The sequence below is a fragment of the Pseudomonas sp. 43NM1 genome (assembly GCF_002836905.1).
In the GTDB taxonomy this organism is placed as follows: Bacteria; Pseudomonadota; Gammaproteobacteria; order Pseudomonadales; family Pseudomonadaceae; genus Aquipseudomonas; species Aquipseudomonas prosekii.
Genome location: NZ_MKGS01000009.1, coordinates 1 through 17,786 on the forward strand (window position 1 = coordinate 1; position 17,786 = coordinate 17,786).

Here is a 17,786-nt window from a genome sequence, read left to right on the forward strand (position 1 = left end):
CTGCCGGCGCATGCTGGCGGCAACCGGGGCGGCGCAGCACGAGCACATCATGCCGGGCAGGGCGAACAGGCCGCCGCGCAGGGTCGAGGCAAAACCGGCGCGGCCGAACAGGCGCAGCAGCCAGTCTCGTGGAATCAATACTTGCAACAGGGAACCGAGAATTACCGCGAGCACTGCGGCTTTCCAGATCGCGAGGAAATACACCTTGGCATACGCCAGCGCAGCGGCCAGTGGGTCGGCCAATTGATCGTTGATGATCGAGGCGCCGATGCTGTGACTGTCAGCGGCGACGAAGGCCTTGACGTAGTACGGCGACCATTTGACGTAATACAGGCCGACGCAGGCGACCAGCAGGAACAGGGCGGGTTTCCACCAGAATGACCAGCCCCGGGCGGGGGTGGCGGCGGTTGAGAGCGACATGGTGAGGTTCCGGGCAAGAAGAAGTTGCGCTCATGATAGCCCAGCCTCTTCTCACACGGGGTCGCGGCAACGCGTGGGACGTCGCCGACCGGTTATGTAGGACAGGCCTGCGAACCGTTATCCAGCCCTTGTTTGTAAGTGTGGCTCTGCAGGCTGGCCTTGCCGTTGTGCCAGGTCAGGGTCAGCACGTACAGCGAATCGAAGTCGCTCGATTTCCAGTCATCGGTGATGTTCTGCTTTTTGCCGACCGCGTCGCCAGCGACCTTGTTGATCAGCTCGGGCAGGTAGCCGTGGGACCACGCGGTGTAAATGATCGAGTTGTGATACTTGTCTTCGAGCAATTCGTCGGCCAGATCACTGGTGTCATTGGCCGAGTATTCGATGTTCACCGGCAAACCGAGCTTGATCGCGCTGGGGCTGATGGTCATAAGGGGACGAATGTAGCTGTAGGAATTGTCCAGCTCGCCTTCCTCGACATTGCGCGTCGGGTTGGCAGCAAACACATAGTCAGCCTTGCCGAATTTCTCTGGCAGCAACGTCGACAGGTTGATTGCGCGGTTCAGCCCCTGGCAGTTGAGCTGACCGAGGCCGCCATCGGGTTTTTCGGCGTGGCGCAGGAACACCAGGGTCTGGGTGCCGTCGGCCGGTTGGGCGCGGCTCTCGCTCGACTCCAGTGACAGGAACAGCGCACTTGCCGCGAGCACGGTCGGCAGGACGACATAAGCGCGATGCTTGAAACGTTGGGCGAATTTCAGAAGATTGATCATTGAATAAAGGGTTCTTCAGCGTATTCGATTAAGGCTGACAAACCTTTACACCGGGGGCGTCCAGCCTCGGGTGTTTTCCCTGTCGTGGTGCGGTCCGTTTCCATAATGGGCAGTGCTCAGAGTCTCTGATGCCAATTTGGTTCGATTACCGCGAGTGCGCAGCACTTTAACGGCAACCTTTGATGCAGTGGGTGAAGGATATTGACAGGATGTTGCGGAATTATTTATGAACAGATGGATGGAGAGATTGATGGAGGAGGGACAGGCAAAAAATGCTGCTGCCGAACCAGTTGATCGTCCCTTATGATCGGCGTTCCAATGTCTGTGTGGATGACCCCATGACCGATCTCTCGGCGTTCCCGATCAGTGCAAAATGGCCGGCCCAGTACCCCGACTGGGTTCAACTCTATTCCTTGCCGACCCCTAACGGCGTAAAGGTCTCGATCATGCTCGAAGAAATCGGCCTGCCGTACGAGCCGCATCGGGTGAGTTTCGAGAGCAATGATCAGCTGTCGCCGGAGTTTATGTCGCTGAACCCGAACAACAAGATCCCGGCGATCATCGACCCCCACGGGCCCGGCGATCAGCCATTGCCGTTGTTTGAGTCCGGGGCGATTCTGATCTACCTCGCCGACAAAAGTGGCCAGTTGCTCGCGCAGGAGTCGGCGGCGCGTTACGAGACTCTTCAGTGGTTGATGTTTCAGATGGGCGGTATCGGGCCGATGTTCGGTCAGGTGGGTTTCTTCAATAAATTCGGCGGCAAGGATTACGAGGACAAACGGCCGCGTGATCGTTACGTCGAGGAAAGCAAACGCCTGCTCAAGGTCCTCGATAAACACCTGGACGGGCGCGACTGGATCATGGGCGAGCGCTACACGATTGCCGACATCGCGACGTTTCCGTGGATTCGCAACCTGATCGGCTTTTATGAGGCTGGCGATCTGGTCGGCATCAGCAACTTCCCGAATATCCTCCGCGTGCTGCAGCGCTTCCTCGCGCGGCCGGCGGTGATCCGGGGTCTGGAAATTCCCAAGTAACGTTGTTCAGGATCAAGGATGGCCATGCGCTCTTATTCGTTCAAACAAGTCGATGTGTTCAGTCGCACGCCGCTCAAAGGCAATCCGTTGGCGGTAGTGTTCAACGCTGATGGGCTCAGTGATGAGCGCATGGCGGCGTTCGCGAGCTGGACCAATCTCAGCGAAACCACGTTTGTGCTGGAGCCCCGCGACCCGCGCGCCGATTACCGGGTGCGGATTTTCACCACGCTGTCCGAGCTGCCGTTTGCCGGGCATCCGACGTTGGGCACTTGTCATGCGTGGCTGGAGGCGGGCGGCGTGCCGCAGGGTGACGAGGTCATTCAGGAATGCGGCGTCGGGCTGGTACGGATTCGCCGACAGGGCGCGGAGTTGGCGTTTCTCGCGCCGCCGCTGTTGCGCACCGGGCCGGTCGAGGCTGATGTGCTGGAGCGCGTTCGACGCGGGCTCGGGTTGCCGGCAGGGGCGATCGTTCGCGCGCAATGGGTGGATAACGGTGCGGGCTGGTTGGCGGTGATGGTCGAAGATCGCCAGCAGGTGCTGGATTTGCAACCGGATCATTCGCAGATGCTTGGCCTGGCGGTGGGCGTGATCGCGCCGTGGAACGCCGAGCGTGACGGCGATAACGCGCAATTCGAAGTGCGCGCGTTTATCTCCGGCGACGGCATGCCCGAAGACCCGGCCACCGGCAGCCTCAACGCCGGCATCGCGCAATGGTTGCTGGGCGCAGGGCTGGCGCCTGAATCGTATGTGGTCAGCCAGGGCCTGAGCATGGGCCGCGCCGGGCGCATTCAAGTGGAACGGATCGGCGATGAAATCTGGATCGGCGGCGCGGCAGTGACCTGCATCGACGGCACATTGACGCTGTAACCGCCTACCGCCGCCAAACTTGTGGGAGTGAGCCTGCTCGCGATAGCGGTCGCTCAGTCACTATTAATGTCGCCTGACACGGCGCCATCGCGAGCAAGCTCGCTCCCACATTTGAACTCGGGTGGCCGCAGATTTTATGGTTGCCATCACCCCCTGTAGGAGTGAGCCTGCTCGCGATAGCGGTCGCTCAATCACCATAAATGTCGCCTGACACGGCGCCATCGCGAGCAGGCTCGCTCCTACAGGGATTTATGTTCCTTCATGGCAAATGGATGCGCCCGACGGCAATTATTGCCGGAGCGGTAACGGTTTTTTTCCAGCCTGATGTTAGTGCCCGGCGCCTGCCAGGGCATAAGCTTCGCGCCCTGATACTTTTGTCTTATCGCCGTTTTCCCAGGAATGCCCATGTCCAGCCAGTTCCCCGAAGCACGTCCACGCCGTCTGCGCCGCAATGCGAGCCTGCGCAGCCTGTTCCAGGAAACCGAATTCAGCCTGAATGACCTGGTGCTGCCGATTTTCGTAGAGGAAGAAATCGACGACTTCGTACCGATCAAAAGCATGCCCGGCGTAATGCGCATTCCCGAGTCCAAACTGGCAGGCGAAATCGAGCGTTATGCCAATGCCGGGATCAAATCGGTGATGACCTTTGGCGTCTCCCACCATTTGGACAGCACCGGTAGCGACACCTGGAACGGCAACGGTCTGGTGTCGCGCATGGCGCGAATCGCCAAGGATGCGGTGCCGGAAATGATCGTCATGTCCGACACCTGCTTCTGCGAATACACCGATCACGGCCACTGCGGCGTGGTGCACAACCATGAAGTCGACAACGACCAGACGCTGGTCAATCTGGGCAAACAAGCGGTGGCGGCGGCACGTGCTGGCGCTGATGTGATCGCCCCGTCGGCAGCAATGGATGGCCAGGTTCAGGCGATTCGCCGCGCGCTGGATGAAGCCGGTTTCACCCAAACGGCGATCATGGCGTATTCGACCAAATTCGCCTCGGCGCTGTATGGCCCGTTCCGCGAGGCCGGCGGCAGCGCGTTGAAAGGTGATCGCAAAAGCTACCAGATGAACCCGATGAACCGCCGCGAAGCGGTGCGCGAATCGCTGCTGGACGAACAGGAAGGCGCCGACGCGCTGATGGTCAAACCGGCCGGCGCGTACCTGGACATCATCCGCGACATCCGCGAAGTGTCGCGTTTGCCACTGTCGGCGTACCAGGTCAGCGGCGAGTACGCGATGATCAAATTCGCCGCCCAGGCCGGCGCAATTGACGAAGACCGCGTGGTCCGCGAAAGCCTCGGCGCCATCAAACGCGCCGGCGCCGACCTGATCTTCACCTACTTCGCCATGGACCTGGCCCTGGCCGGGATCTGACCAGCCCCACGCCCACAACGGTTTTGCGTTGGACCGGGATTTTGTAGACACATCCAATCCCCCTGTAGGAGCGAGCTTGCTCGCGATAGCGATGTGTCAGCCAACACAGATGCAAGCTGACCCACCGCATTCGCGAGCAAGCTCAGCTCCTACAGGGGATTTTTTGGGCCTTCGGCTTATTCGGTGGATAAAAAAAGCCCCGCGGTCATTTAACTGCGGGGCCTTGTTTCAAGCGGCGCAAATCAGAAGTCGATGGTGCCGGACAACTTTGCCACGCGCGGTTCGCCTTGGGTCAGGTAACCAGCCTGGGCCGATTCCCAGTATTTCTCGTTGGCCAGGTTTTCGACGTTCAAACGCAACGTCACGTCTTTCTGGTCAACCTTGAAGCCATAACGCGCGCCGGCGTCGAAGCGGTTCCAGGTCGGCAGGCTGAGGTTGTTTGCCGCGTCGGCGTACTGGCCGCCGGTGCGCAACATCCGCGCGTTCAGCGCTACGCCTTGCAGGCCCGGCACGTCCCAATCCACGCCCGCGTTGAACTGGAAGGTCGGCACGCCGATCGCGCGGTTGCCGTCGTTGGCGCCGTTCTGGGTGTTTTTCAGTTCAGTGTCCATCAGCGTCAAGCCGCTGATCAGGCGCAAGCCGTCAATCGGTTCGCCGAAGACGTTGAGCTCGACGCCCTTGTTGACCTGCTCGCCTTCACGCACATATTCCGCCGTGGTCGCGCTGGTAGCGATCGAGTAACCGTCGCTCGGCTGCTCGATACGGTACACGCCAAGGCTGGCGCCGTAGGTGCCCATGTCAATCTTGACCCCGGCTTCAACCTGCTTCGAACGGGCCGGCGCATAGACTTCGTTGCCGTTGGTCACGATCAAGTTGCCGGAAGTGGTCGGCGAGGTCGGACCTTCTGCCAAACCTTCGATGCGGTTGGCGTAGAACGACACGTGGTCCCACGGCTTGAACACGATGCCGTAGACCGGCGTGGTGATCGATTCGTCATAGGCCGAAGTGCGGCTGCCGGAGCCGTAAGGCGCATAACCGTAACCCTGGACCACCAACTGCTGGCGGCGCAGACCGACGGTCAGCAACAGGCGATCGTCGAAGAAACCAAGGGTGTCGGATACGGCGGCGCTGCGATTGAACGACTTGCCGACGATGCCCGGATCGTTGAGGTCGCCGCCCGAGAAATTGCCGACCGGCGACGGCGTGTTCACCGGGTGATAGATGTTGTTGGAGTAGCGCGTCAGGTCGAAATCGTAAGCGCTGCGCTGTTCGGTCCAGATCCCGGCGAGGCCGAAATTCAGTTTGTGGGTGACCGGGCCGGTGGCGAATCGGCCATTGAGGCCGGCCATGACGCTGGTGTTGTCTTCGTCATGCGGGATGAACGAACCGGTGGTGGTCGAAGCGCCGCTGTTGCCGACCAGCGTGGTCGAATTGTAGCGCCCGGTTTCGCGAGTGTGCTTGGCGCCGCCAGCGGCGTAGGCGATCCAGTTGTCGTTGAGGTCGTACTCGGCGCGGAGCATGCCGAACGTGTCTTCGATCTCGGTGAAACCCCATTTCGGCGCGTAGTTGGTGTCCGCCGATGGCGCGTCCGGGATGTGCGTGGTGTTGCCGAGGTTGACCGTGTTGCGCCCGCCGTTGACGCGCTGTTTCTGGTAAGCGAAATCGCCGGAAATGCGCAGCGCGTCGCCACGATAATCGAGGCCGACCGAGAACAGTTTCGAGCGCTGATTTTCGTGGTCGATGCCGGTGTCGCCTTCACGCTGGGCAAGGTTGACCCGTGCGCCGAAACGGTTGTCTTCACCAAAACGCTGACCGAGGTCGAGGTGCTGACCGAGGCGACCTTCGTCGTTGATGTCGGTGGTGAAGCGACGCAGCGGCACGTCACCGGCACGCTTGGGTTGCAAGTTGACGCCGCCGCCGATGCCGGAGCCGGTCGGGGTCACGCCGTTGATGAAGGCGTTCGGGCCTTTGAACACTTCCACGCGCTCTAGAGCGTCAGTGGAAATGATCTGGCGCGGCAGGACGCCGTACAGGCCGTTGTAGGAAATATCGTCGCCGGTCAGCGGCAGGCCGCGGATCATGAAGATCTGTGCCTGGTTGGAGAAACCGGACGCCTGGCGCACCGAAGAATCGTTGAGCAGCACGTCGGCGACGTCTTCAGCCTGTTGGTCCTGGATCAACTGTTCGGTGTAGGAGGCCATGCTGAACGGCACGTCCATCATGTCCTGATTGCCCAACACGCCCAATTGGCCGCCGCGCGCGACCTGACCGCCGGCATACACCGGGGGCAGGGCGGCTGCGGCAGTCGGGGCCTGGGCGTTGACGTTTACGTCGTCCAGCACCAAGGCTTTGCTGTCATCTTCGGCGGTGGCGGCTTGGGCGAAGACCGGCAGGGCGGAAACAGAGAGGGCGCAGAACAGGGCAAGCAACGTCGGGCGAAATGGAACGCCGGAGCGAGTTGGAGTGAGCATTGTGTCGATCCTGGCGGCGCGCCGCTGGTATGGAAATTGACGGCGCGGGGAACTCCTTGCGCAAATACGACTCCAGGCGCGAATGATAGATTTTCTCAGTCACATCCTGCAATCAGTTTGTCATCACACCACTTGCAACCACTCCCACGTAGCAGCTGCCGAGCCCGAGCGAGGCTGCGTCCGACGGCGCAGCCGTCGCCATGTCCCACGAATCTACGACGGCTACGCCGCCGAACGCAGCCTCGCCGGGGCTCGGCAGCTGCTACAAGGGGAATGGGGAAGCCACGAGGGATCGGTAACAACAAGGGAATGGGGAGCGACGAGGGATTGAGGGAACAACGGGGAACTGGGGAACAGTGGAAGATGCCCAGAGTCATGGCCTGCGCCACACGATTGATCGTATGGTTGACCTCGGCTGAACGGAATTCTGGAGCATCATGTACGCCCCCCGACTGATCATGAGCATCGCCGCACTGCTGGTTTTGGCCGGTTGCAGCACGCGGCAGACCGACGAAGCGCCGGCGCGCAAACCTGCTGAGGTGAAGGCGCAGATTGTGCGGCTATTGCCGGCGAAGACCGTCGACCGAGAAGGCTGGGCGACGGATATCTATGCCGCTTTCGCCGCGCAGGAGATTTCGCCGACCACGCAAAACCTCTGCTCGGTGCTGGCGGTGACCGAGCAGGAATCGACCTTTCAGGTTGATCCGAGCGTGCCGGGCCTGGGCAAGATCGCCCGAGACGAAATCAACCGGCGCGCCGCCAAAGTGCATATCCCCAACCTGCTGGTGAACGGCGCGCTGCAGGTCAGTTCGCCGAACGGCAAGAGTTACAGCAGCCGTCTGAATGCCGCGCGCAGCGAAAAAGAACTCAGCGCGATCTTCGATGACTTCATCGGCATGGTGCCGATGGGCCGCACTTTGTTTGGCGGCTTCAACCCGGTGCACACCGGTGGGCCGATGCAGGTCAGCATCGAATTCGCCGAGCAGCAGGCGCGCAATTACCCCTATCCGGTCGAGGGTTCGATCCGCCACGAAGTGTTCAGCCGTCGCGGCGGCATGTACTTCGGCATCGCCCATTTGCTCGGTTATCCGGTGAGCTATACCGAACCGCTGTACCGCTTTGCCGACTTCAACGCCGGTTGGTACGCCAGTCGTAACGCGGCGTTCCAGAATGCCTTGAGCCGTGCCTCGGGCATTCCGCTGGCGCTGGACGGCGATCTGATCCGCTACGGCTCGATCATGCCTGGCACCACGGAACTGGCGGTGCGCGCCCTCGGCAAACAACTGGGCATGCGCAACCCGACAATTCGCGATCAGTTGGAGAAGGGCAACAGCCTCGAATTCGAGGAAACCAAGCTGTATCAGCGGGTTTTCGCCCTGGCCGAACGGGCTGAAGGCCGCGCGTTGCCGCGAGCGGTGTTGCCGGGGATCGTGCTGCAGAGCCCGAAAATCACCCGCAAACTGACCACGGCGTGGTTCGCCAAACGGGTCGATGAGCGTTATCGGCGCTGTATGGCCAAGGGCGGTTAAGCGTTTTATCTGAGGCTGATCCGCCGAGGATCACTGTGGGAGCCGAGCTTGCTCGCGATAGCGGTCTGTCGTTCAACTCAGTGTTGAATGACATGGCCCCATCGCGAGCAAGCTCGGCTCCCACAGGAGGCTTCCTCAGGAGGTTTCCATATAGAACGGTGTCAGCCACAAATCTGCTGAATCCCGATTCGCTTCAGATCACTTTCACCGCGCGGCCGATGAACTGAATCGGCCCGGTCGGCTTGCCAATCGGCGAGCCATTGGCGCCCTCGAGCGTCAACTCGAACAATTGGTTGGGTTGCAGCGGTGGCAGCTTGTCCAGCGGCACCGACAGCGTTTGCCCAGGTTTCACCAAGCCCAGCGACACCGGGCCCTGCCAGTCGTCACCCTTGGTCCAGAACTCCAGGGCCTTGTCGCTCGGAACTTCGAACACGCCCAACGGAATCAGCTGGATTTCGCGCGGATTGCTCGCCTGAATCACCCAGCCCGGCGCCTTGTCTTGCGGGCCGACCAGCACCACCAGATAGGTCGGTTTGACCGTCGCCTGAGTCAGCAATAACGCGCCGAGCAGCAGACTGGCGGCCAACCCGGCACCGGCGAGGCCGCGCCACAGCGGCAATAAATTCCACCACGACGCTCCCCGAGGTGCAGAGCTCGGCGCTGGCCGGCGCAGTTCGTTGACGCTGCGCTCGATCCGTCGCCACAGGTGCGGCGAGGGTGTTTGTGGCTCGGCCAGATCAGTCAAACCGAGCAAACGCCGCTCCCACGCATCCACCGCAGTCTGCAACGCCGGCTCATGGCGCAGGCGTTGTTGCACCTCGTGGCGCTGCTGCGCCGGCAGTGTGCCGAGCACATATTCGCTGGCCAGTTCGTCGAGTTCTTCGGGGGTTTCGTTCGTCATCCCATGCACTCCCGCAAGGCTGTGAGGCTGCGCTTGATCCAGGCTTTGACGGTGCCCAGCGGCGTGCCGAGTCTGGCCGAGATTTGCGCGTGGGAATAACCGTCGACGTAAGCGTGCAGGATGCAGCTGCGGCGTTCGGGGTCGAGTTGTTCCAGGCAGCGGTGGATGCGTCCGGCCGGGTCGAGCGATTCGGGCGATTCAGTTGAATCGTGGAACGCCGGTTCGAAGTCATCCATCAGCGGCGTTTCGCGGCGATGGTTGCGAATCACGTTTAGCGCCAGATGCCGGGTCACGCTGAACATCCAGCCGCGCGCCGAACCACGAGCCGAGTCGAAACCGGCGGCCCCGGACCAGATCTTGATAAACGCATCGTGGACGATGTCCTCGGCCAGCGCCGTGTCACCGACCAGCCGTTTGGCGACGCCGAGCAAGCGCGGGCTCTCCTGCAAATACAACGCGTGCAGGGCCTGACGCTCGCCACGCCCGCAAGCAGCCAAATGGGCTTCGTAATCAAAAGAAAGTTCAGGCAAGGACACTGTGCGCAACCGCTGAAGTCGGGATGGTCCATGCAATCTAGCAAACAATCCCGACATGGGTAGGTGCGACGCCCGAACAAACGGTCGGGCGTGGCTGAGCTGTGTCTGGCTTAGCTGGCGGTCCAGAAGATGTAATCCGCCTGATACTTCACCACTTCCTGCTTGCCCTTGTTGGCCGCCGCGCATTCGCTGGTCGGCGCCACGCCACCCTTGAGGGCCACGCGCTGAATGTAGCTGACGCCGCTCATCGCGCCTTTGCCTTCGGCGGGATTGGCTTTGACCAGTTGATAGGGGAGGTTGCCCGGACTCGACGGCGCGACGGCCAATTGCGTGCCGGTGACTTTGGAACCGTCCTTGGCCTGCCAGGTGGCTGGTGGGCCGAAGTAGGTGCCGACCTGTTTGCCGCTGCTGTCATTGAGCACGGCTTTGGGGCCGACGAAAAACCATTCGGTCTGGCCGGCCGCGTTGGCCTTGTCCCGGCATTCGTAAGTGATCTCGCCCACCCCGGTGGTTTGCATGGCGACCTTGTGCCCGGCGGGGACTTTGACACTGTCCGGCAAGTCGCTTTGCGCATTGGCGAAAGGTACGGCGGCGAACAGACCGGCAAGGCACAGCAGCTGTTTGGCGTTCATCATTTTTCTCTCCGTAAGGGGTAACCCGCTCGGCAGCATCAGGGGCTGCTACAGGTACTACCCACGACGAAGCACTTTGGATGCAGCGCGCTGAAAATAAATTTTAAGGCCAGATTCCCGCTCCCCGGCATTCACGATTGCCCTGAAACGCCGCGTGTTCACTTGGCGACGGCTACGCCGCCGAACGCGGCCTCGCGGGGCTCGACCGCTGCTACAGGGGGATTGGGGTGTTGCGGGCTTGGGCGCGACGCCTTTCGGTGTAGCAGCTGCCGAGCTCCGCGAGGCTGCGTTCGGCGGCGCAGCCGTCGTAGACCCGGCATTCACGGTTTCCCTGATACACCGCGTGTTCACTCGGCGACGGCTGCGCCGCCGAACGCGGCCTCGCTGGGCTCGACCGCTGCTACAGGGGATTGGGGGTGTGGCGGGCTCAGGTGCGGCGACGGACAAATTTGCGCCACAGCCAGACCCACAACATCAACAACGGGAACGCCAGAATCAAGAATGGCAGCACGTAACTGCCTTTCTCCAGCGCATCCACGGCGCCGTCGGCCAGGTTGTCGAGCAGATTGCTGAACGCCCGGCTCAGGTTCGACGCGCGATTGCTGGCCGCGGTTGGCTCGAATGACAGGGTGATGCGATTGGTGTCCAGGCGTCGCTGATGGCCGGCGGCGACTTGCGCCAAGGCTTGCAGATCGTTTTCGATGCTCGCCTGTTCTTTGCTCAACACAACCAGGTCGCTGACGCTGATGTCGCGGCGGCTGGCCAGTTCATCGAGGCGCTGTTGTTGGGCCTTGAGCCGTTCCTGCTGGCGGCGGGTGTTGTCCACCGCGTCGGCAAGGTCTTCGGCGGTGGTGATGCGCTGGCCCAGTTCGCCACCCTCGGCAGCCATCGCGACCAACGGCTCGATGCCGGCAGGGACGATGCGCAAGGTGATCTCGGCGCGGCCGGCGCCTTGCTCGATGCGCAACACATTGCAGGCGCCGAACTTCGCGGTTTCACAGGCTTCGCGACTGGCCTGCAGGCGCGGGACGATTTGCGCTTCCGGGAGTTTCAATTGCACATCGTGCTCATAAGCGAGCATTGCGCCGCCGCGTCCCTGTTCACCGGCTAGACTGGCCGATGACGAGCGTTCGCTGGGGCCGCAGCCGCTCAGGGCCAGGCTGGCCAGCAGGAACCAATAGAGACGGGGCTTTGAGGCAAGTTTGCCGGCCGGGTGGCGCATGTTCTTTCCTTGAAATGTGCGGCGGGACGGCAACGGTGCGTCCCGGGTTGGCGCATCTTACCTGCATCATTCGGCTAAATGGCAGGGAACATGCTCGGCTGGCCAGCCGTCTACCGACTGACTGTTTGCTCGCGGGAGGGCGCGACATGTATCAGCTTTACGGACACCAGAATTCCGGCGCGGCGGCGATCGAAGCGGCCCTCGAACTCTGCGAGATTGCTTATCGTTTTATCGACGTTGACGGGTCGGCGGAGTCGGCGCACGCGCTGGCGAAACTCAACCCGCTGAAACAGATCCCCACCCTGGAACTGCCCGACGGCAGCATCCTCACCGAGAGCGCGGCGATCCTGATTCACCTCGGCCTGACGTTTCCGTCCTCGGGGCTGCTGCCGGATGACCCGGCGGAACGTGATCAGGCGATTCGCGGTTTGGTCTACATCGTCAGCAATTGCTACGCGGCGATTGGCATCATCGATTACCCGGAGCGCTGGCTGGTCGCGGCCGATGACGCCTCGCGCGAGAACCTGATTGCCGGCGCACGCCAGCGCCTGCACTGGAGTTGGGAAGTGTTCGCGGACCAGTTTTCCGCCGAGCTGTACCTGGACGACGAAACGCCTGGCGCGCTGGATGTGCTGGCGGCCGTGGTGTCGCGCTGGGCTGGCAGCCGCGAGCACTTGCGCACTGCGCGGCCGGGGTTTTATGCCTGGCTGACCCGCATCGACAAACACCTGACCCTGGCGCCGGTGTTTGAGCGGCATTGGCCGGCTTGAGCCAATGGCTTCGACCCACACAAAAACCCTGTAGGAGCGAGGCTTGCCCGCGAATAGGCCGTGTCAGTCGGAACAAATGTTTGCTGACACACCGCTTTCGCGGGCAAGCCTCGCTCCTAGAGGGGGATGTATCAGGTCTGCGATCGAGTACGATCACTCGCCGCGAATGTACTGTTCCAGTTGCTTGATCAATTCCGCCTGTTCGGCGATCGCCTCTTTCACCAAGTCGCCGATCGACAGCAGCCCGATCAACTGGCCGTTCTCGACCACCGGCAAGTGCCGCAGGCGTTTCTCCGACATGATGCCCATGCAGGTTTCGACGGTTTGGTGAGTGTCCACGGTAATCACCGGCGAAACCATGATTTCGCTGACCGGCGTACCGACCGAAGAGCGCCCCTTGAGCACCAGTTTGCGCGCGTAGTCACGCTCGCTGATGATGCCCACGACCTCACCATCGGCCACTACCGGCAGCGCGCCCACGTTCTTCGCGGCCATCACCATCAGCGCTTCCAGCACCATCTGATGCGGCGCGATGGTGTGCACTTCCTGATTTTGCTGGGCCTTTAACTTGAGCAGTTGGGCGACGGTTTTCATGGTGGTTTCTCTAGGTGTTGTCGTTGTCCTTGAAGAATCGTAGACGCAAGCGCTGAGGGCAAGGCAGAAAACGGCAGATAACACGCAAAAAACGCCATTTGGCGTTTTTTCTTTGAGAATTCTGTCGCGGATGAAGCGGCGTCACCGTGGGCAATGACGGGTAGAATCCTCACTCGAATCAAACCTTGAGGTTACAGCGGTGGATTTACAGCAGGGCTTCGTCCTGACCCGGCATTGGCGCGACACCCCGGCCGGCACGGAAGTCGAGTTCTGGCTGGCGACCGATGCCGGGCCTCGGCGCATTCGTTTGCCACATCAACCGTCCGTAGCTTTTATCCCGGCCGTGCAGCGCGAGCAGGCTGAAACCGTGCTGCACGGCGAAAAGAACGTCGAATTGCGGCCGCTGGCGCTGCTCGATTTCGAGCATCGCCCGGTGCTCGGGCTGTATTGCCAGCAGCACAATCAGTTGATGCGCCTCGAAACCACGCTGCGCAAGGCCGGCGTCGAGATGTTCGAGGGCGATGTGCGACCGCCCGAGCGTTACATGATGGAACGCTTCATCACCGCGCCGGTGCTATTTGGCGGCACGCCGGGTGACGATGGTCTGCTGCTCGACGCGCAAATGAAACCGGCGCCGGGTTATCGGCCGAACCTGCGACTGGTCTCGCTCGACATCGAAACCACCGCCCGTGGCGAGCTCTATTCGATTGGCCTCGAAGGCTGCGGCGAGCGTCAGGTGTACATGCTCGGCCCGCCGAATGGCGATGCCAGCGCCGTGGATTTCCAGCTCGAATACTGCGACAGCCGCACCACGCTGCTGAAAAAACTCAACGGATGGTTTGCCCGCCACGACCCCGACGCGATCATCGGCTGGAACGTCGTGCAGTTCGATTTGCGCGTCCTTCACGAACACGCCCGACGCCTCGGGGTGCCGCTGAAACTGGGGCGTGGCGGCGAAGAAATGCAGTGGCGCGAGCACGGCAGTCGCAATCATTTTTTCGCCTCGGCGGCCGGGCGGCTGATCATCGACGGCATCGAATCGCTGCGCTCGGCGACCTGGAGTTTTCCCTCGTTCAGCCTCGAAAACGTCGCGCAAACCCTGCTCGGTGAGGGCAAGGCGATCAGCACGCCTTACCAGCGCATGGACGAAATCAACCGCATGTTCGCCGAGGACAAACCAGCGCTCGCGACTTACAACCTCAAGGACTGCGAACTGGTCACGCGGATCTTCGCCAAGACCGAACTGCTGACGTTCCTCCTCGAACGCGCCAGCGTTACCGGTTTGCCGGCCGATCGCAGCGGTGGCTCGGTGGCGGCGTTCACCCATTTGTACATGCCGCTGATGCACCGTCAGGGCTTTGTTGCGCCGAACCTTGGCGGCAAACCACCAGAGGCCAGCCCCGGTGGTTTTGTCATGGATTCGCAACCGGGTTTGTACGAGTCGGTGTTGGTGCTCGATTACAAAAGTCTTTATCCGTCGATCATTCGCACATTCCTGATTGACCCGATCGGGCTGATCGACGGCCTCAAACATCCAGAGGACAGCGAGTCGGTGCCGGGCTTTCGTGGCGCGCGTTTTTCCCGCACCCGGCATTGCCTGCCGGCGATCGTCGCGCGCGTTGCCGAGGGCCGCGAAACCGCCAAGCGCGAGCGCAATGCGCCGCTGTCCCAAGCGCTGAAAATCATCATGAACGCGTTCTACGGCGTGCTCGGTTCCAGCGGTTGCCGGTTTTTCGATACCCGATTGGCGTCGTCGATCACCTTGCGCGGCCACGAAATCATGCTGCGCACCCGGCAGTTGATCGGAGCCCAGGGCCACGCGGTGATCTACGGCGACACCGACTCAACCTTCGTCTGGCTGCGCCGCGCGCACGGTCAGGAAGAAGCGGCGCAGATCGGCCGCGCGCTGGTCGACCACGTCAACCAGTGGTGGCGCGAGCATGTGCAGGAGGAATATGGGCTCGAAAGCGCGTTGGAATTGCAGTTCGAAACGCACTACAAACGCTTTTTGATGCCGACCATTCGCGGTGCCGAGGAGGGCAGCAAAAAACGCTACGCCGGGCTGGTCACTCGCGCCGATGGCACTGACGAAATGATCTACAAGGGCCTGGAAACCGTGCGCACCGATTGGTCGCTGCTGGCCCGGCAGTTTCAGCAGGAGCTGTATTCGCTGATTTTCTATCGCAAGCCTTATCAGGATTACGTGCGCGACTACGTGCGCAAAACCCTGGCGGGTGAATTCGATGATCGGCTGGTGTATCGCAAGCGCCTGCGCCGGACCCTCGACGACTACGAACGCAATGTCCCGCCACACGTGCGCGCCGCGCGCATGGCCGATGCCTACAACGAGCAGCAGGGCCGGCCGCTGCAATATCAGAATGGCGGCTGGATCAGCTACGTGATCACGGTTGCCGGGCCGGAACCGCTGGAAATCCGCAGCGCGCCGATTGATTACGACCACTACGTAACCCGCCAACTGCAACCGGTCGCCGACGCGATTTTGCCCTTTGTCGATGACGACTTTTCAACCCTGATTGGTGGGCAACTGGGCTTGTTTTAGGTCCAGCAGCGACAGCGTCCAGTCGTCCTGAATGCCGTGGAAATAACGCTCCAGCGCCTGATGAAAGACGCTGCCCTCGGGCACGACCTGAGCAAACAGGGTCATGCACGAATGAAATTTCAGGTCGTCGGGATGGCCGAAAATATCGGCCACCGAGCGTTGTTTGACGTTGAGCACTAATTGCGAGCAGGCGCGCAAACGTGAACCCAGCAGCGGGTGATTGAGGTAGGCAGTCGCCTCCTCGGCGCCGCTGATGGCGAAGTGACGCGACATCTCGCTGCCGCCCAGACCGGCGATCTGCGGGAAGATGAACCACATCCAGTGGCTACGTTTTTTGCCGTTACGCAATTCTTCCTCGACCCGCGCGTACACCGGGTCCTGCGCGTGGACGAAGCGCGGCAAATTGAACGAGTCGAGCTGATCAGTGCTTCTCATGTGGAAGCCCTCTTCATGTGGAAACGCTCTGCATGTGGAAACGCTCTTCATGTGGAGACGCTCTGCACGCGATGGCTCAGACCATGGCCAGCCGCTGCTTTCGTTGTGGCGCACGAAATGCTTGGTCCAGCGCCGTCAGGTCCGCAGCGTCCAGCTTCAGTTGTGCCGCTTGCGCGTTGAGCGTCACGTGCTCGGGGCGGACCGCTTTGGGGATGGCGATAACGTTGTCCTGGCGCAGTAACCATGCCAGCGCAACCTGTGCCGGCGACGCTGCGTGACGGGCGGCGACTTGTGCCAGCGCCGCGTTCCCGAGCATATGCCCGCCCTGGCCGATCGGACAGTAGGCCATGACCGGCAAGCGCTGTTGCTGGCTCCACGGCAGCAGGTCGAATTCGATGCCGCGTTCTTCGAGGTTGTACAGCACTTGATTAGTTGCGCAGGCGTTGGCCGGGGAGACTGAGGCCAGTTCGTGCATATCGTCGATGTCGAAATTGGACACGCCCCAGCGGCCGATCTTGCCTTCTTCGCGCAGGCGTTCGAAGGCCTCGAAGGTTTCTTCCAGAGGGTATTGGCCGCGCCAGTGCAGCAGGTACAGGTCGATGTAGTCGGTGTTCATCCGCCGCAGACTGCGCTCGATGGCTTGAGGAATGCCCTTGCGACTGGCGTTGTGCGGGTAGACCTTGCTCACCAGAAACACCTGATCGCGGCGGCCGGCGATGGCTTCGCCGACCACTTCCTCGGCGCCGCCCTCGGCGTACATTTCGGCGGTGTCGATCAGCGTCATGCCAAGGTCGATGCCTTGGCGCAGGGCCGCGACTTCGAATTTGTGCGCCGAGCGATCCTCACCCATCCGCCAAGTGCCCTGGCCGATCACAGGAACCGCAACGCCGGCCAGTTCGAGAGTACGCATGCAAAACCTCCTTCGCTAAACACAATCGATACAACAATGGGCAGCAGAAAGACGCATGGGTTCCCGTGGGATTTTGGGGTTGTTTGGATTATGGGTTCGGCGTGGACCCTGTAGGAGCTGAGCTTGCTCGCGAAAGCGGTGGGTCAGGTAATTACATGTTGGCTGACCCACCGCTATCGCGAGCAAGCTCGCTCCCACAGGGGGATTTGTGGGGTTGTCTGGATTCCGGGTTCACCCCCGGACCCTGTAGGAGCTGAGCTTGCTCGCGAAGGCGGTGGGTCAGGTGATTACATGTTGGCTGACTCACCGCTATCGCGAGCAGGCTCACTCCTACAGGGGATTTGTGGGGTTGCTTGGATTATGGAGTCACCCCCGGAACCTGTAGGAGCTGAGCTTGCTCGCGATGGCGGTGGGTCAGGTGATTACATGGTGGCTGACCCACCGCCAGCGCGAGCAAGCTTGAACTGGCCTAATGATTTTGGACACTTCAATCGGGCGCTATGATGGCGCCCAAATCTGAGGTGTTTTTGGATATGCGTAATTCTTATTCAACTGAGTTCAAACTCAAGGCTGCTGGCATGGTGCTGGATGAGGGGATATCGGTTCCCGAGGTTTGCGCCAGTTTAGATATTGGCTCTACCGCCTTGCGTCGCTGGGTCGATCAGGTGCGTAAAGAACGCCAGGGTTCGCCCCCGGTGGGAGCCAAAGCGATCACGGCTGACCAGCGAGAAATCCAGGAACTCAAAGCCTTGCTC

16 protein-coding genes and 1 pseudogene are annotated in these 17,786 nt (G+C 61.3%); 7 read left to right on the forward strand and 10 right to left on the reverse strand.

The window, feature by feature from the left end; all coding sequences use genetic code 11:
* Window positions 1-420 (reverse strand): annotated as a pseudogene (locus BI292_RS02850) (permease); the annotation flags it as partial.
* Window positions 421-512: 92 nt separating this feature from the next.
* Window positions 513-1,187, reverse strand: coding sequence for a histidine phosphatase family protein (locus BI292_RS02855; protein ID WP_101206918.1), 675 nt, complete (start codon window positions 1,185-1,187; stop codon window positions 513-515).
* Between the two features lie 338 nt (window positions 1,188-1,525).
* On the opposite strand from BI292_RS02855, the gene BI292_RS02860 reads away from it, so the two are divergent.
* From BI292_RS02860 to hemB, 3 genes are all read left to right on the forward strand, one after another.
* Window positions 1,526-2,224, forward strand: coding sequence for a glutathione binding-like protein (locus BI292_RS02860; RefSeq protein ID WP_101206929.1), 699 nt, complete (start codon window positions 1,526-1,528; stop codon window positions 2,222-2,224).
* Between the two features lie 24 nt (window positions 2,225-2,248).
* The gene (locus tag BI292_RS02865) at window positions 2,249-3,091 is read left to right on the forward strand and encodes a PhzF family phenazine biosynthesis protein (RefSeq protein WP_101206930.1); all 843 of its coding nucleotides are present in this window, start codon (window positions 2,249-2,251) and stop codon (window positions 3,089-3,091) included.
* Between the two features lie 405 nt (window positions 3,092-3,496).
* Window positions 3,497-4,471 (forward strand): porphobilinogen synthase, encoded by a 975-nt coding sequence (gene hemB, locus BI292_RS02870; RefSeq protein WP_101206919.1) that lies wholly within the window; start codon window positions 3,497-3,499, stop codon window positions 4,469-4,471.
* A gap of 242 nt (window positions 4,472-4,713) precedes the next feature.
* Here the strand turns inward: hemB and BI292_RS02875 are convergent, their stop codons facing one another.
* Complete coding sequence (locus BI292_RS02875) at window positions 4,714-6,942, reverse strand: TonB-dependent siderophore receptor (protein WP_101206920.1); 2,229 nt, start codon at window positions 6,940-6,942, stop codon at window positions 4,714-4,716.
* A gap of 437 nt (window positions 6,943-7,379) precedes the next feature.
* Here BI292_RS02875 and BI292_RS02880 point away from each other — a divergent pair, with 437 nt between their 5' ends.
* Window positions 7,380-8,471, forward strand: coding sequence for a DUF1615 domain-containing protein (locus tag BI292_RS02880; RefSeq protein ID WP_101206921.1), 1,092 nt, complete (start codon window positions 7,380-7,382; stop codon window positions 8,469-8,471).
* 193 nt (window positions 8,472-8,664) lie between these two features.
* Here BI292_RS02880 and BI292_RS02885 read toward each other — a convergent pair whose 3' ends face one another.
* The 4 genes from BI292_RS02885 to BI292_RS02900 form a co-directional block, all read right to left on the reverse strand.
* A complete protein-coding gene (locus tag BI292_RS02885; RefSeq protein ID WP_092279860.1) occupies window positions 8,665-9,372 on the reverse strand; it encodes an anti-sigma factor domain-containing protein in 708 nt (235 codons plus the stop codon).
* Complete coding sequence (locus BI292_RS02890; protein WP_371918704.1) at window positions 9,369-9,908, reverse strand: sigma-70 family RNA polymerase sigma factor; 540 nt, start codon at window positions 9,906-9,908, stop codon at window positions 9,369-9,371. The genes BI292_RS02885 and BI292_RS02890 overlap by 4 nt, the downstream gene beginning before the upstream one ends.
* A gap of 110 nt (window positions 9,909-10,018) precedes the next feature.
* Entirely contained in the window at window positions 10,019-10,540 is a 522-nt protein-coding gene (locus BI292_RS02895) for a DUF3455 domain-containing protein (protein WP_101206931.1), read from the reverse strand.
* Between the two features lie 427 nt (window positions 10,541-10,967).
* Complete coding sequence (locus tag BI292_RS02900) at window positions 10,968-11,762, reverse strand: DUF4349 domain-containing protein (protein ID WP_101206923.1); 795 nt, start codon at window positions 11,760-11,762, stop codon at window positions 10,968-10,970.
* A 146-nt stretch (window positions 11,763-11,908) separates the two neighbouring features.
* Between BI292_RS02900 and BI292_RS02905 the strand changes: the two genes are divergently transcribed.
* Complete coding sequence (locus BI292_RS02905; RefSeq protein ID WP_101206924.1) at window positions 11,909-12,532, forward strand: glutathione S-transferase; 624 nt, start codon at window positions 11,909-11,911, stop codon at window positions 12,530-12,532.
* A 153-nt stretch (window positions 12,533-12,685) separates the two neighbouring features.
* Here the strand turns inward: BI292_RS02905 and BI292_RS02910 are convergent, their stop codons facing one another.
* Window positions 12,686-13,126 carry a CBS domain-containing protein gene (locus BI292_RS02910; protein ID WP_101206925.1) on the reverse strand — a complete coding sequence of 147 codons (441 nt, stop codon included), beginning with the start codon at window positions 13,124-13,126 and terminating at the stop codon, window positions 12,686-12,688.
* 199 nt (window positions 13,127-13,325) lie between these two features.
* Between BI292_RS02910 and BI292_RS02915 the strand changes: the two genes are divergently transcribed.
* Window positions 13,326-15,686 (forward strand): DNA polymerase II, encoded by a 2,361-nt coding sequence (locus tag BI292_RS02915; RefSeq protein WP_101206926.1) that lies wholly within the window; start codon window positions 13,326-13,328, stop codon window positions 15,684-15,686.
* Here the strand turns inward: BI292_RS02915 and BI292_RS02920 are convergent.
* Entirely contained in the window at window positions 15,651-16,121 is a 471-nt protein-coding gene (locus BI292_RS02920; RefSeq protein WP_101206927.1) for a DUF1810 domain-containing protein, read from the reverse strand. The genes BI292_RS02915 and BI292_RS02920 overlap by 36 nt on opposite strands.
* 76 nt (window positions 16,122-16,197) lie before the next feature.
* Window positions 16,198-17,031 (reverse strand): aldo/keto reductase, encoded by an 834-nt coding sequence (locus BI292_RS02925; protein WP_101206928.1) that lies wholly within the window; start codon window positions 17,029-17,031, stop codon window positions 16,198-16,200.
* A 533-nt stretch (window positions 17,032-17,564) separates the two neighbouring features.
* Here BI292_RS02925 and BI292_RS02935 point away from each other — a divergent pair.
* On the forward strand, window positions 17,565-17,786 hold a 222-nt coding region (locus tag BI292_RS02935; RefSeq protein ID WP_157831203.1), incomplete at its 3' end, for a transposase.

What these genes read in the sequence shown, in the direction of transcription:
- BI292_RS02855 (WP_101206918.1), bottom strand. Translation starts at nt 1,187, where the DNA reads ATGATCAATCTTCTGAAATTCGCCCAACGTTTCAAGCATCGCGCTTAT.
- BI292_RS02860 (WP_101206929.1), top strand. Translation starts at nt 1,526, where the DNA reads ATGACCGATCTCTCGGCGTTCCCGATCAGTGCAAAATGGCCGGCCCAG.
- BI292_RS02865 (WP_101206930.1), top strand. Translation starts at nt 2,249, where the DNA reads ATGCGCTCTTATTCGTTCAAACAAGTCGATGTGTTCAGTCGCACGCCG.
- hemB (WP_101206919.1), top strand. Translation starts at nt 3,497, where the DNA reads ATGTCCAGCCAGTTCCCCGAAGCACGTCCACGCCGTCTGCGCCGCAAT.
- BI292_RS02875 (WP_101206920.1), bottom strand. Translation starts at nt 6,942, where the DNA reads ATGCTCACTCCAACTCGCTCCGGCGTTCCATTTCGCCCGACGTTGCTT.
- BI292_RS02880 (WP_101206921.1), top strand. Translation starts at nt 7,380, where the DNA reads ATGTACGCCCCCCGACTGATCATGAGCATCGCCGCACTGCTGGTTTTG.
- BI292_RS02885 (WP_092279860.1), bottom strand. Translation starts at nt 9,372, where the DNA reads ATGACGAACGAAACCCCCGAAGAACTCGACGAACTGGCCAGCGAATAT.
- BI292_RS02895 (WP_101206931.1), bottom strand. Translation starts at nt 10,540, where the DNA reads ATGAACGCCAAACAGCTGCTGTGCCTTGCCGGTCTGTTCGCCGCCGTA.
- BI292_RS02900 (WP_101206923.1), bottom strand. Translation starts at nt 11,762, where the DNA reads ATGCGCCACCCGGCCGGCAAACTTGCCTCAAAGCCCCGTCTCTATTGG.
- BI292_RS02905 (WP_101206924.1), top strand. Translation starts at nt 11,909, where the DNA reads ATGTATCAGCTTTACGGACACCAGAATTCCGGCGCGGCGGCGATCGAA.
- BI292_RS02910 (WP_101206925.1), bottom strand. Translation starts at nt 13,126, where the DNA reads ATGAAAACCGTCGCCCAACTGCTCAAGTTAAAGGCCCAGCAAAATCAG.
- BI292_RS02920 (WP_101206927.1), bottom strand. Translation starts at nt 16,121, where the DNA reads ATGAGAAGCACTGATCAGCTCGACTCGTTCAATTTGCCGCGCTTCGTC.
- BI292_RS02925 (WP_101206928.1), bottom strand. Translation starts at nt 17,031, where the DNA reads ATGCGTACTCTCGAACTGGCCGGCGTTGCGGTTCCTGTGATCGGCCAG.